13 protein-coding genes are annotated in these 13,305 nt (G+C 43.0%); 12 read left to right on the top strand and 1 reads right to left on the bottom strand.

Annotated features, from left to right (window positions below; all coding sequences use genetic code 11):
* The first annotated feature begins 57 nt into the window (after positions 1 to 57).
* The 12 genes from IGI82_RS15480 to IGI82_RS15425 all read left to right on the top strand — a co-directional run bounded on the left by IGI82_RS15480 (position 58) and on the right by IGI82_RS15425 (position 12,842).
* The gene (locus IGI82_RS15480; RefSeq protein ID WP_015510426.1) at positions 58 to 1,146 is read left to right on the top strand and encodes a D-alanine--D-alanine ligase; all 1,089 of its coding nucleotides are present in this window, start codon (positions 58 to 60) and stop codon (positions 1,144 to 1,146) included.
* An 86-nt stretch (positions 1,147 to 1,232) separates the two neighbouring features.
* On the top strand, positions 1,233 to 2,582 hold the full coding sequence (locus IGI82_RS15475; RefSeq protein WP_438842456.1) for a UDP-N-acetylmuramoyl-tripeptide--D-alanyl-D-alanine ligase: 1,350 nt from the start codon (positions 1,233 to 1,235) through the stop codon (positions 2,580 to 2,582).
* A 290-nt stretch (positions 2,583 to 2,872) separates the two neighbouring features.
* Positions 2,873 to 4,393: a degradosome RNA helicase CshA gene (gene cshA, locus IGI82_RS15470; RefSeq protein WP_438842455.1), complete on the top strand. Its 1,521-nt coding sequence runs from the start codon at positions 2,873 to 2,875 to the stop codon at positions 4,391 to 4,393.
* A 203-nt stretch (positions 4,394 to 4,596) separates the two neighbouring features.
* A complete protein-coding gene (gene acpS / locus IGI82_RS15465) occupies positions 4,597 to 4,962 on the top strand; it encodes a holo-ACP synthase (protein ID WP_142967455.1) in 366 nt (121 codons plus the stop codon).
* Positions 4,963 to 5,084: 122 nt separating this feature from the next.
* Positions 5,085 to 6,206, top strand: a complete 1,122-nt coding sequence (gene alr, locus IGI82_RS15460; protein ID WP_015510423.1) for an alanine racemase — start codon at positions 5,085 to 5,087, stop codon at positions 6,204 to 6,206.
* A gap of 9 nt (positions 6,207 to 6,215) precedes the next feature.
* Positions 6,216 to 6,587 (top strand): type II toxin-antitoxin system PemK/MazF family toxin, encoded by a 372-nt coding sequence (locus IGI82_RS15455; RefSeq protein WP_005227961.1) that lies wholly within the window; start codon positions 6,216 to 6,218, stop codon positions 6,585 to 6,587.
* An 8-nt stretch (positions 6,588 to 6,595) separates the two neighbouring features.
* Positions 6,596 to 6,892 (top strand): hypothetical protein, encoded by a 297-nt coding sequence (locus IGI82_RS15450; RefSeq protein WP_271770859.1) that lies wholly within the window; start codon positions 6,596 to 6,598, stop codon positions 6,890 to 6,892.
* A 299-nt stretch (positions 6,893 to 7,191) separates the two neighbouring features.
* Entirely contained in the window at positions 7,192 to 8,259 is a 1,068-nt protein-coding gene (gene rlmN, locus IGI82_RS15445) for a 23S rRNA (adenine(2503)-C(2))-methyltransferase RlmN (RefSeq protein ID WP_015510422.1), read from the top strand.
* Positions 8,260 to 8,454: 195 nt separating this feature from the next.
* Entirely contained in the window at positions 8,455 to 9,138 is a 684-nt protein-coding gene (locus IGI82_RS15440) for a DUF969 domain-containing protein (RefSeq protein WP_010749105.1), read from the top strand.
* A complete protein-coding gene (locus IGI82_RS15435; RefSeq protein ID WP_123834489.1) occupies positions 9,139 to 10,059 on the top strand; it encodes a DUF979 domain-containing protein in 921 nt (306 codons plus the stop codon).
* Between the two features lie 30 nt (positions 10,060 to 10,089).
* Complete coding sequence (pcp, locus tag IGI82_RS15430; RefSeq protein WP_438842454.1) at positions 10,090 to 10,737, top strand: pyroglutamyl-peptidase I; 648 nt, start codon at positions 10,090 to 10,092, stop codon at positions 10,735 to 10,737.
* Between the two features lie 443 nt (positions 10,738 to 11,180).
* On the top strand, positions 11,181 to 12,842 hold the full coding sequence (locus IGI82_RS15425; RefSeq protein WP_005227982.1) for a peptide ABC transporter substrate-binding protein: 1,662 nt from the start codon (positions 11,181 to 11,183) through the stop codon (positions 12,840 to 12,842).
* Positions 12,843 to 12,942: 100 nt separating this feature from the next.
* On the opposite strand, the gene IGI82_RS15420 is transcribed toward IGI82_RS15425, so the two are convergent.
* Entirely contained in the window at positions 12,943 to 13,278 is a 336-nt protein-coding gene (locus tag IGI82_RS15420; RefSeq protein ID WP_005227990.1) for a DUF3899 domain-containing protein, read from the bottom strand.
* Between the last annotated feature and the right edge of the window lie 27 nt (positions 13,279 to 13,305).

Here is a 13,305-nt window from a genome sequence, read left to right as displayed (position 1 = left end):
TGCTAAAATGTGGAAGACTTAGTTTGGTAGAATCAATGAATACAGGAGGAAATTCTTTTGAAAATCATTTTATTATACGGGGGACGCAGTGCAGAACATGAGGTATCACTGTTATCCGCTTTTTCAGTTGTTAATGCTGTATATTATAATTACTACCAAGTTCAATTAGTAATGATCACCAAAGAAGGACGCTGGTTAAAAGGCCCATTATTGACTGAGGCACCAACGTCTCCAGATACTTTGGCATTGACCAATGAAGAAACCAAAGGGGAAGAAATTTCACCTGGGGCAATCTACGAAGAAGACGCGATCGTCTTTCCTTTACTTCACGGACCAAATGGCGAAGACGGCACGATCCAAGGATTTTTAGAAACCATCGGAATGCCTTATGTCGGAGCCGGTGTCTTGACTAGTGCCTGTGGGATGGACAAAATCATGACCAAGTATATCTTGCAAGCTGCAGGGATTCCACAAGTTCCCTATGTACCAGTCTTGAAAAATGCGTGGAAAGAAAATCCGAAAAAGATTTTCGATCAATGTGAAGGCAGTCTGCTTTATCCAATGTTTGTCAAACCTGCCAACATGGGCTCAAGTGTCGGTATCTCGAAAGCCGAGAACCGTGAAGAACTGCAAAATGCGCTACAAGAAGCGTATCGCTACGATACCCGAGCGATCGTTGAACAAGGAATCGAAGCCCGTGAGATCGAAGTAGCCGTTCTTGGAAACGAAGACGTTCGGACCACAATGCCGGGAGAAATCGTAAAAGATGTTGCCTTTTATGATTACAATTCCAAATACATTGACAACCGAATCGAGATGCAGATTCCTGCACAAATTCCAGAAGAAACACAAGCCAAAGCTCAAGAGTTTGCGAAAAAAGCCTATACGATGTTAGGCGGCAGCGGATTGAGCCGTTGTGATTTCTTTTTGACCAATAAAAATGAGCTCTTTTTAAATGAGCTGAACACGATGCCAGGGTTCACTGAATTCAGCATGTATCCACTGCTATGGGAGAAGACCGGCTTGCCTTATGGGGATTTGATTGAAGAATTGATCCAATTAGGGATGAATCGTTTCAATCAACGACGTTCGTTCTTGACCAATGTAGAAGCAACAGAAAAAGAAGCAGAAAACGAAGCAGAATAAATAGCAGGAAGAAAGCCAGCTCAACTCAAGGAAAATACTTGAAGCGATCTTGTGCTTTCTTTTTTTAGGAAAAAGGAGCGAACCTGATGAATTTTACTGTAAAAGAAGCCGCTGCCGTATTTGGTCAGCAAATTGAAAATGAAACACCACTTGCCTCTGTGGAATTCGACAGCTGTCTGATCAAAGAAAACAGTCTTTTTGTTCCCTTAGCGGGGACCCGTGACGGCCATGAATTTGCCCAACAAGCCAAAGACAATGGTGCGATCGCCACACTGTGGAGCCATCCTACGATCGAACCGCCGCAAGACATCCTTGTGATTCCTGTCACGGATACCGTCAAAGCGTTCCAACAATTGGCACGAGCGTATAAAGAAAAGCTTGCACCGAAAATCATCGGTATTACTGGAAGTAACGGGAAAACGACCACCAAAGATATGGTGGAAGCGGTCATGGCCCAAAAGTACCAGACCTATAAAACCCAAGGCAACCACAACAATGAACTAGGCGTGCCTTTGACTATCTTGCATGCGCCAGAAGATACCCAAGTGTTGATTTTAGAAATGGGAATGGATCATGCAGGAGAAATCGAAGTCCTTTCGCGCTTAGCAGAACCTGACGCTGCCGCTATCACGTTGATTGGCGAAGCCCACATTGAAAACTTAGGGTCTAGAGAAGGGATCGCCAAAGCGAAAATGGAGATCACCGCAGGATTGAAAAAAGACGGCTTCTTTATGCTGCCAGCTGATGAACCATTGTTAGAGCCCTTTGTTCCCAATTTAACGCAGACCATTGAAACTTTTGGCTTAACTGAGGGAGATCTACAAGGAGATATCGTGGAGGAATCGCAAGATCAGACGATTTTTACGGTTGCAGGTACCACCTTTACCTTACCGGTCTTAGGCGGCTATAATGTCAAAAATGCCTTGATCGCGATTGGGATAGGACGTCATTTTGGTGTAGCAGATGAAGCGATCAAGGAAGGCTTGGCGCATTTTCAATTGACGAAAAATCGGACCCAATGGGTGACTGCTGGTAATGGGGCAGCGATTTTGAGCGATATTTACAATGCCAATCCGACGGCCATGGGTCTTGTATTGGATAGCTTCCGCAAATTGCCTTTAGCAGGACGACGGATCGCCGTATTGGCAGATATGCTTGAATTAGGACCAGATTCTGCACAAATGCATGAGCAGATGGCCGCACACTTAGACGACTCGTTCCAGCTAGTTTTCCTTTATGGCAAAGAAATGCAGGCATTGCAAAAACGACTAGCGAACACTGCCCTTGCTGATAAGGTGCGCTATTTTGCGATTGATGAAAAACCACAGCTGATCGCCTCCTTAATGGAAACTTTAGAACCTTCCGATAGCCTAGTGATCAAAGGCAGCAATGGCATGGGCCTGAGTGAAGTCGTTGATGCACTAAAAGGAATGTAAAAGGGAGTTGAAATCTTGCTGAAACTTTCAAAGCGTGTTATACTTATCTAACGCCGAAAGATGAAGCACAGAATGATTACTGTAAAAAACATTGACGTTTTGAGATAAAATGATGGCTGAGACAAACAACACTTGTTTTAGCCTTTTATAATGCCTTCGTGAAGCGGTTTTTCGGTACCGAGAGAAAGATAAGAGTAAATGGGACTACTCTTGTGTTTCTGAAGAACTAACCTACGCTTCGATGATAGAAAAACAGGCATCGAAAAGATGACCAGCCTAGGAGGATCCATTTGAAATTTAAAGATCTAGAATTATCCAACGAATTATTGACTTCTGTTGAGCGTGCCGGCTTTGAAGAAGCAACACCCATCCAAGAAGCAACGATTCCATTAGCCTTAGCAGGCAAAGACGTGATCGGTCAAGCACAGACCGGTACTGGTAAAACCGCCGCATTTGGTTTGCCAATGTTAGAAAAAATTGACCCAACGAACCATCAACTACAAGGATTAGTGATTGCCCCAACCCGTGAATTAGCGATCCAAACCCAAGAAGAATTGTACCGTCTTGGTAAAGACAAAAAAATTCGTGTACAAGCAGTTTACGGTGGAGCCGATATCGGCCGTCAAATCCGTCAATTAAAAGATCGTCCCCATATCGTAGTTGGTACGCCAGGACGTATGTTAGACCATATCAACCGCCACACCTTAAAATTAGGTACGGTTGAAACGCTTGTATTAGATGAAGCAGACGAAATGTTGAACATGGGCTTCTTGGAAGATATTGAAAAAATCATCAGCCAAGTGCCAGATGTTCGTCAAACGTTACTATTTTCAGCAACAATGCCGCCAGCAATCAAAAATATCGGCGTGAAATTCATGAAAGAGCCTGAACATGTTCAAATCAAAGCCAAAGAAATGACCGCTGATTTGATTGATCAATATTATGTTCGCTCAAAAGATTACGAAAAATTCGATGTCATGACTCGTTTGTTGGATGTGCAATCACCAGAATTGACGATCGTTTTCGGTCGTACGAAACGTCGCGTTGATGAATTGGCACGAGGTTTAGAAGCCCGTGGCTACAAAGCTGAAGGCATTCATGGGGACCTTTCTCAACAAAAGCGGATGAGCGTTTTACGTTCATTTAAGAGTGGGCAATTAGATATCTTAGTTGCCACAGACGTAGCAGCTCGCGGATTAGATATTTCTGGTGTTACACACGTTTACAACTACGATATCCCTCAAGATCCTGAAAGCTATGTTCACCGGATCGGACGTACAGGTCGTGCCGGAAAAGGCGGAATGTCAGTGACTTTCGTTACACCAAACGAAATGAGCTACTTGCATGTCATTGAAAACTTAACGAAGAAACGGATGACACCAATGCGCCCACCAACCGAAAAAGAAGCATTTAAAGGTCAATTAGGTGCCGCAATCGAATCTGTTGAAACAAAATTGGATGAAAATGGTTTGGATAAATACTTGCAAGCAGCCGACGATCTTTTGGAACGTTATTCTGCACAAGATTTAGCAGCACTGCTTCTAAAAACAATGGCGAAAGATCCAGCTGATTTAGAACCAGTCAAAATTACACCAGAACGCCCATTACCTCAAGGAAAAAAATCATTCAACAAAAATGGTCGTCGCAGCAACAATAGCAACGGCAATCGTAACCGCAAAGAAAACGGTGGGAACCGTGGCGGCAACGGCAATAAAGCCCGCGGCAACTATTCAAAAGATGGTGCCCGTAAAAACAATCGCCGCAGCAACGACAAAAAACGCGGTTTCGTAATCAGAAATAACCAAGACTAATTAAGTTTGTGGACCTTGTAAGGAAACTTGCAAGGTCTTTTTTTATATAAAAAACAAATACGAGCGATTAAAAATCTTAATCTCCGTATAAACTCGTCAGATTTGAATGGTAATTCGCCATTTTTTTGGTAGAATGGTAACTAGCTGAACAAGGGGTATTTCCAATTTGGAAAACCCTATCTTAGGTGAAGGTAGAGAAAAGAATGATCAAAGGAATCGGGATTGATGCAGTCGAGCTGCCTCGAATGAAAGAATTAATTGAAAAAAAACCTCAGTTTATAACGCGTATTTTAACAGAGAAGGAAGCAAAATTATTTGCACGCTTGCCGCTGAAACGTCAGGTAGAGTTCCTTGGCGGGCGCTATGCCTGCAAAGAAGCGTTCTCGAAAGCTTGGGGGACAGGGATCGGCAAAGTTTCTTTTCATGATATTGAAGTCTTGACCAATGAATTCGGTGCACCGATCATAACTAAAGCACCGCATCCTTTAGAAAAAACGTTTGTCAGTATCACCCATACAAATGATACTGCTTTTGCACAAATTATTTTAGAAGTACTAGATAGTGAATAAACCAAGTTGAAGTAGTCTGTCAGTCAAGAAGACTTTGATACTTCATGGACGAACAGCCGACTACATAAAACCAACTTAATTTGTTCGTCTGATCAAGCATTAGTAGAAAGAAGGAACTGGAAATGGTGGTTGCTTACCATAGACCAACGAAAGCGATAATTGATACAACTGCGATTACCGAAAACATCAAACATGAGATTGCTCACTTACCAAGCGAGACATTTCTTTTTGCGGTGGTCAAAGCGAATGGTTACGGACACGGAGCGGTTCAAACCGCTCTTGCAGCCAAAGAAGGCGGCGCAGATGGTTTTTGCGTTGCGACGATCGATGAAGCGATCGAATTGAGAGAAGCAGGGATCACTGACCCGATTTTGATCTTAGGTGTCGTGAACGTGTGTGATATTGCCTTGCTGACGACCTATGATTTGTCATTTCCAGTCGCTTCGATGGACTGGCTGATAGAAGCAGGCGCTTATTTAGAGGAGAACCCTCTAAATAAGCCGCTTAAAGTGCATATCAAGGTGGATACTGGTATGGGGAGAATCGGCTTTTTGACTGTCGAAGAAGTGCGCCAAGCCGTTCTTTGGTTAGAAGATCACCCCTCTTTTGAGTGGGAAGGGATCTTTACCCATTTCTCCACAGCGGATCAAGCAGACACGAGCTATTGGGAAACCCAGCACCAACGTTTTAAAGAAGTCTTAACTGTTTTGCCCTATTTGCCGACATATATACATACAGGCAATAGCGCAACCTCTTTATGGCACAAAGAAGCAGTAGGAAATATGGTCCGTTTTGGGATCGCAATGTATGGGTTGAACCCATCAGGTCATGCGCTGAGCGAACCATTTTCCTTAAAACCTGCGCTTTCGCTCGTTTCTGAACTGATACAAGTGAAATTACTTGAAAAAGGAGCGGGGATTGGCTATGGTGAAACATATATCACTCCACGTCAGGAATGGATCGGCACCGTGCCTATCGGTTATGCTGACGGCTGGTTACGAAAAATGCAAGGCTTCTCGATCTTAGTAGAAGGCGAGCGTTGTGAGATCGTCGGTCGAGTGTGTATGGATCAATTGATGATTCGTTTGCCGCGGGCATTTGCTGTCGGTACACCAGTCACCTTGATCGGTGAGAATCATGGGGAACAAATTACGATGCAGGATGTTGCAGACCAGTTAGAAACGATTCACTATGAAGTAGCGTGTACCCTTTCAGCAAGGGTTCCGCGAGAATATAAAAGTTAGGGTGGTCCTATGGTAAAAAGGGGAGATATTTATTTTGCCGATCTTTCACCAGTGGTTGGATCGGAGCAAGGCGGGATACGTCCGGTCTTGATCATTCAAAATGACTTGGGGAATCACTTCAGTCCCACTGTGATCATTGCGGCGATCACGGCAAAAATGGCGAAGCCGAAATTACCAACGCATATTGGGATTTCCGCTTCTTGCACAGGGATTGGCAAAGACTCCGTCATTTTGATGGAACAGATTCGCACGATCGACAAAAGCCGTTTGAAAGAAAAGGTTTGTCACTTAGACGATAAAGTGATGTGTGAAGTCGATGCTGCCTTGATGATCAGTATTGGTGTTGAGCCGACTTTTGCCACATCAACGATCGAGGTGTAAATCTGTCAATGGGGTATGTAGTATTAATAGCAGTTGTCATTTTATTGAGTTTCTTTACGTATAAACATATTCGCCGTTTTCTTTCAGAAACAAAAAAGCGCAACGAAACCATGGAACAAGGATATTATCTTGTGAGTCATACATATGAAGAAAAGCGGGAACAGTCACATTATTACGGCGTTTTTCAGCAGGGAGACAAAGAGCTGATACTAGAAATGTCGCTACAACTTTATTTGCAACTGCAGCCGCCGCAACGGGGCATGTTGACCGCCAAAGAAGGCAGATTGCTTTCTTTTGAAATGTGATCATGTAATGAAAGTAATGCGCACGAGGAAACAGCCCCCTCATGAAAACAAGCAGGAAAGAGCCGCTCCGTTTCGTACATCGGAGCAGGTTCTGTCACTGCTTTTTTTTTTATGCAGGTCTTTGTGAGAGGTTTCCTATGGCCAAAGATTCAATGAATGGAAGAAAGAGCATCTTCAAAAAAGAGGAATACCACAAAAGCGTGGGGCTAGAATGCTTTGAAGAACAGCCAATGTACGGTTGCTTTTCACAAAGAATTCAGTTATAGTATGTAGCGACTAGTTTGAAAAGAGGGAAAAAAGTGAACCCATCGATTTATGGACTTACCAAATCAGATTTATCTTTGTGGATAACTGAACAAAATGAAAAGAAATTCCGTGCCAACCAAGTGTGGGAGTGGCTCTATGAAAAACGAGTAACCAGCTTTGAAGAAATGACCAATCTACCGAAACCTTTGATTGAGAAACTGTCGGCAGCCTTTGTGATCAATCCCCTGAAACAGATGGTGGTACAAGAAGCCAGTGACGGAACCGTCAAGTATTTATTCCAATTGCCAGACAATCACATGATTGAAACGGTCTTGATGCGTCAAGAATATGGCATGTCCGTTTGTGTGACGACCCAAGTCGGCTGCAACATCGGCTGTACGTTTTGTGCCAGTGGGTTATTAAAGAAGCAACGAGACTTAACGGCAGGCGAGATCGTGGCTCAAATCATGTTAGTACAACACTATTTTGATGAACGCAATGAGGGGGAACGAGTCTCTCACGTGGTGGTTATGGGGATTGGCGAACCCTTTGATAACTATGACAATGTGATGCATTTCTTACAGATCATCAATGACCCGAAAGGCTTAGCGATCGGCGCGCGGCATATTACTGTGTCAACCAGCGGCTTAGCGCATAAAATTAGAGAGTTTGCGGAGAACGGCTTGCAAGTGAACCTAGCGATTTCGCTGCATGCCCCAAATAACGAAGTCAGAACCTCCATGATGCGGATCAATCGGAGTTTCCCGATTGAAAAGCTGATGGCAGCGGTCGACTATTATTTAGAAAAAACCAATCGTCGGATCACATTTGAGTACATCATGCTGGATCATGTCAATGACCGGCCAGAACATGCCCGTCAGTTGGCTGCTTTATTGAAGGATAAAAAGAAATTGTCATACGTCAATTTGATCCCATATAACCCAGTGAGTGAGCATGACCAATACGCTCGAAGTAAAAAAGCCGATGTGCTAGCCTTTTATGACATTTTAAAGAAAAACGGCATCAATTGCGTGATCCGTAAAGAACACGGGACAGATATCGACGCAGCTTGCGGACAGCTGCGAAGCAAACAAATGAAAAAAGAAGCCTCCGCTTCTTAAACGTAAAAAGCAAAAGAAGGACTGCACAAGCGCAGTTCTTCTTTTTTTTATTTACTATCAAAGTAATTAAAAAACACATTAAAGAAAGCGTATTCCTCGAAAGAAAATTCAAAAAACATTGTTTTACAAGAAAAAAATAGATTATACTAAAAGCTGGTATCCATTAAAAATAACTTATCGTGAAAGGATGATTTGATGGAATGGATTAAATTAATTGGTATTCTAGTTATTTTAGTCGGCTTTTTGCTGAAGCTAGATACTATTGCTGTCGTAATCGTTGCTGGTTTTGTCACCGCGCTTGTGTCGGGGATTTCTGTTGTTGATTTTTTAACAATGTTAGGAGAAGCGTTTGTCAATAATCGACTCGTTACGCTGTTCTTACTGACACTACCGATGGTCGGATTGTCAGAACGTTTTGGCTTGAAGCAGCAGGCAGTCATATTGATTGAAAAGATCAAAGGCTTAACACCAGGGAAGTTCTTGAGCTTGTACTTGTTTATTCGAGAACTTGCTGGCTTTTTCTCTATTCGGATCCAAGGACATACACAATTTATCCGCCCGATCGTTAACCCGATGGCGCAAGCTGCTGGGGAAAACAAATTTGGGGAACTGGATGAAAAAGATCAGGAAAAAATCAAAGCTCGGGCTGCCGCTAACGAAAACTTCGGGAATTTCTTTGCCCAAAATACCTTTGTGGCTGCTTCTGGTGTGCTATTGATCGTAGGAACATTGCAATCTCTTGGCTACGATGTGGCAGCTAGTTCGATCGCGCAAGCCTCATTGCCGATCGCATTGATCGTCTTAGTCATTGCTACGTTGTCGAACCTGCTCTTTGATCGTAAATTAGCAAAAAAATATGGCAAGAAGGAGGACAAATAGATGGAAGGAATCGTTAACGGATTACTGGAATTCTTTTATATCTTGATCGGATTGCTGTCGATCATGACGGCTGTACGGGTTTTTCGTGAAGCGGATCATCCCACCCGATTAGGCACCTCTGCTTTTTGGTTACTGCTAGGGATCGTCTTTGCTTTCGGGAATTTCTTGCCGTATCTTGTGGACGGGATTTTGATCGTTTTGATGGGCTGTTTGACTTTCTTCAAACAAGTGCAGATTGGTAAAATCGTGGACGTGGATGATGAAAAAGCAGAAGCATCGGCTAAACGGATCGGTAGTACGATCTTCGTGCCATGTATCAGCTTAGCATTGATCGCTGTGGTGATTTCTTATACACCATTAGGAGGCCAAGTTGGAATCGGGATCGCATCGATCTTAGCGCTCTTGTTGGCAGTCGTGTTGACTTCCGCTAAACCGAAAACAGTGCTGGACGATTCCGACCGGATGCTTCGTCAAGTCGGAACTGCCGGTATCTTGCCGCAGTTATTAGCAGCACTAGGTGTCATTTTTAACGCTGCTGGTGTCGGTGATGTGATTTCTCAAGGAATCTCTGGTGTCGTGCCAGAAGGCAATCGTTTTATCGGTGTCGTTGCTTACTGTTTAGGAATGATGATCTTTACTATGATCATGGGAAATGGTTTTGCGGCATTTACCGTTATTACTGCAGGCATCGGTGTACCTTTTGTGATGGCGCAAGGCGGCGACCCAGTCGTTGCTGGTGCGTTGGCAATGACCGCTGGTTTTTGTGGCACATTGCTGACTCCGATGGCAGCCAATTTCAACGCATTGCCAGTGGCCTTGTTAGAGATGAAAGACCCCAATGGCGTCATTAAAGCACAAGCCCCAATTGCATTCTTGTTGTTAGTGATCCACATCGCTTTAATGTACTTTTGGGCATTTTAGTGGTAAAACAAAGAGGGAAGGATGATGGAAATGAAACTATTAATTACTGGATTTGATCCATTTGGCGGAGAAGCAATCAATCCTGCCTTAGAAGCAGTGAAATTACTGCCAGATACAATTCATGGTGCACAGATCGTGAAAGCAGAGATCCCCACTGTATTTGGGAAATCAGCAGCGATCGTCGAAGAGAAAATTGAAGAGATCCACCCAGATGTCGTTTTAAACATTGGCCAAGCGGGTGGACGGTTTGCCATCTCACCAGAACGAGTGGCGATCAATGTGGATGATGCCCGGATTCCTGATAACGAAGGCAATCAACCCGTCGATGAAGCGATCCAAACAGAAGGGAAGCCTGCTTACTTCACACAATTGCCGATCAAAGCAATGGTAGAAAACATGAAAAAAGCAGGAATACCTGCAGCCGTTTCTAATACTGCTGGAACCTTCGTCTGCAACCACATCATGTATCAAGTACAATACATGATCGATACAAAATACCCTGAAATGAAGGGTGGTTTTATCCACGTGCCGTTTATTCCTCAGCAAGTCGTCGATAAAGCAGGACAGCCTGCAATGAGCATCGAAGACATCGCCAAAGGATTGACTGCAGCGGTGGAAGCCATCATTGATTATGCCGACAAAGAAGATCTAAAAGCAATTGGCGGCGCGATCCATTAATCATTAAAGAGGACATCCTTTCGGGGATGAAACAAATGTCTTTAAGGCGAGAAGACCTGATTAGCAAGCATGCGATCAGGTCTTTTTTTGGACTATTTTGATAAAAATCATTGGCGATTTCTGTATGTTTACCCTTCTATCAGACATTTCTCATTTTGACGGATCAAATGAAAAAGAAAGACAGAAAATGAATGTAAGTTACATTTAACCATGTTTTTTTATTATTTTTTTTGCTTTATTTCTTATAAATAAAGAAAGGAAAAATAGCATTTAACGAATGTTTGATGAGAGTAAGGTAAGTAAATACCAAGAAAACTTTCTGCCAGAGGTGTTTTTTATCGAAAAAAGGATTGCTTTTTTAATAATTATTAATTAAAATCTTATCTAACTTCAGAAATCGCATGATTATTCTGAAAATTAATTCAATTAAGGGGTAGGACAGGATGAAGAATAAATGGGCCTATGGTTTAGTGGCTGTGTGTGGCGTGGCGTTAGCCGGTTGTACAACGGGCGGAACAAATAGTTCAAGCAATGACACAGCAGCAAGCGGCGACAGCAGTGCAGAACAAGTGTTTAACGTAGTGGTTTCACAAGAAATGCCAAGTGCGGATCTCTCATTAGCAACCGATACGATCAGCTTCAGTGCATTGAACAATGTATATGAAGGACTGTATCGTTTGGATGCTGACAGTACACCACAACCTGCTGGTGCAGCTGAAGCAGCTGAAGTCAGCGAGGATGGACTGACTTACAAGATCAAATTACGTGAAGATGCGAAATGGTCAAATGGTGACCCTGTTACAGCAGCAGATTACGTCTATGGTTGGCAACGGACAGTCAAACCTGAAACAGCATCAGAATACGCGTATCTATTTTCACCAGTTAAGAACGCAGATGCCATCACAGCAGGCGATACGGATCCATCAGAGCTAGGCATCAAAGCAGTGGGGGATTATGAATTAGAAATCACCCTAGCAAAAGCAACACCTTACTTTGATTACTTATTAGCATTCCCATCCTTCTTCCCACAAAATCAAAAAGTGGTAGAAGAAAATGGCGATCAATATGCGTCAACTAGCGACAATGCTGTCTATAATGGACCGTTTGTCTTGACTGGGTTTGATGGACCAGGAACGGATACGGAATGGGCTTATGAAAAGAACGACCAATATTGGGACAAAGATACTGTTAAATTACAAACGATCAACGTAAGCGTCGTGAAAGAATCCTCAACTGCCTTGAACCTTTTCCAAGATGGACAAGCAGATGATGTCATCTTAACAGGTGAATTAGCGCAACAAATGGCTAACGATGAAGCCTTCGTTTCTCAACCAGAAGCAACGACTTCTTACCTAGAATTGAACCAACGTGATGAAGATTCACCTTTCCGTAACGAAAACTTACGTAAAGCGATCTCTTATGCGATCGACCGTGATGCCTTAGTGACATCGATCTTAGGGGATGGTTCGATTGCTTCAACTGGGTTGGTACCAGAAGGCATGACCTTCAGCCCTGGTGATCATACAGACTTCACGGAAGCAGCTGGCAGCGTCATTGAATACAATGAAGAACAAGCCAAAGAACATTGGGAAAAAGCCAAAGAAGAATTAGGGATCGATTCATTAGAATTTGATATCTTAGCTTCTGATACAGACTCAACGAAGAAAATCATTGAGTACTTGCAAGATACGATCGAAAAAACATTGGACGGTGTGAAAGTCACGTTAAGTCCAGTACCATTCTCTGTTCGTTTGGATCGTTCAAACGCTGGTGATTTTGATACAGTAATGGGCGGTTGGGGTGCTGACTATGCCGATGCAAGCAGCTTTACTGACTTGTTTACGACAGGCAACTCATACAACCGTGGACAATGGAGCAACGAAGAATACGATGCAGCCGTTGAAGCAGCGGGTACAACCAATGCCAATGACCCTGACAAACGTTGGGAAGACCTAGTCAATGCAGAAAAAATCATTATGAATGAACAAGGTGTCATTCCAGTTTATCAAAAAGCGGAAGCACACTTACGTGCAACAAAAGTCAAAGGTGTTGTTGCTCACGCAGCGGGCGCACAATACGACTACAAGTGGACATCAATCGAATAATCACGAGTAGTTGACTTGAAATGCCGAAGAAAAGGCTGGGACAATTTCTTGTCTCAGCCTTTTGCTTCTCATTTCAATGAGTAAAACTATAAGAATGAAATTAACTAGTAGCAATCATTAAAAAGAGCAATGAAAGGAATAACAAGAAGACACCAGGCCATAACCAAAAGGCGTAGCTCTGTTTGCCGACTTGGGATAATTTCAGATAATCTGTTTTATTTTTGGAAAAAGCTTTCTTCATAGAGTATTGAAAATGGTCAAAGAAACCAGAAGCAAATACCCATAAAAAACCGCCAATGATCAAAAAGAACAGCGCCCACAAGAAAAGGGCATCTGAAAGAGCTGCTATGGAAAATTCATTTTTTATGGCTAACCATCCGCCAGAAATTGCGAGGCATAGGAGGGGTATGAGCCCACTACTTTTTTTTATTTTCATGATCTGACTCCTTTTTAATGATTCGTA

The organism is Enterococcus sp. AZ067, from assembly GCF_051715005.1.
GTDB lineage: Bacteria > Bacillota > Bacilli > Lactobacillales > Enterococcaceae > Enterococcus_D > Enterococcus_D casseliflavus.
The sequence above is the reverse complement of the archived record's forward strand: the minus strand, read 5'-3'. Positions and strand labels throughout refer to the sequence as shown.

Coding starts and splice junctions, on each gene's coding strand:
- IGI82_RS15475 (WP_438842456.1), top strand. CDS start 1,233: ATGAATTTTACTGTAAAAGAAGCCGCTGCCGTATTTGGTCAGCAAATT.
- acpS (WP_142967455.1), top strand. CDS start 4,597: ATGATCAAAGGAATCGGGATTGATGCAGTCGAGCTGCCTCGAATGAAA.
- alr (WP_015510423.1), top strand. CDS start 5,085: ATGGTGGTTGCTTACCATAGACCAACGAAAGCGATAATTGATACAACT.
- IGI82_RS15455 (WP_005227961.1), top strand. CDS start 6,216: ATGGTAAAAAGGGGAGATATTTATTTTGCCGATCTTTCACCAGTGGTT.
- IGI82_RS15450 (WP_271770859.1), top strand. CDS start 6,596: ATGGGGTATGTAGTATTAATAGCAGTTGTCATTTTATTGAGTTTCTTT.
- IGI82_RS15440 (WP_010749105.1), top strand. CDS start 8,455: ATGGAATGGATTAAATTAATTGGTATTCTAGTTATTTTAGTCGGCTTT.
- IGI82_RS15435 (WP_123834489.1), top strand. CDS start 9,139: ATGGAAGGAATCGTTAACGGATTACTGGAATTCTTTTATATCTTGATC.
- pcp (WP_438842454.1), top strand. CDS start 10,090: ATGAAACTATTAATTACTGGATTTGATCCATTTGGCGGAGAAGCAATC.
- IGI82_RS15425 (WP_005227982.1), top strand. CDS start 11,181: ATGAAGAATAAATGGGCCTATGGTTTAGTGGCTGTGTGTGGCGTGGCG.
- IGI82_RS15420 (WP_005227990.1), bottom strand. CDS start 13,278: ATGAAAATAAAAAAAAGTAGTGGGCTCATACCCCTCCTATGCCTCGCA.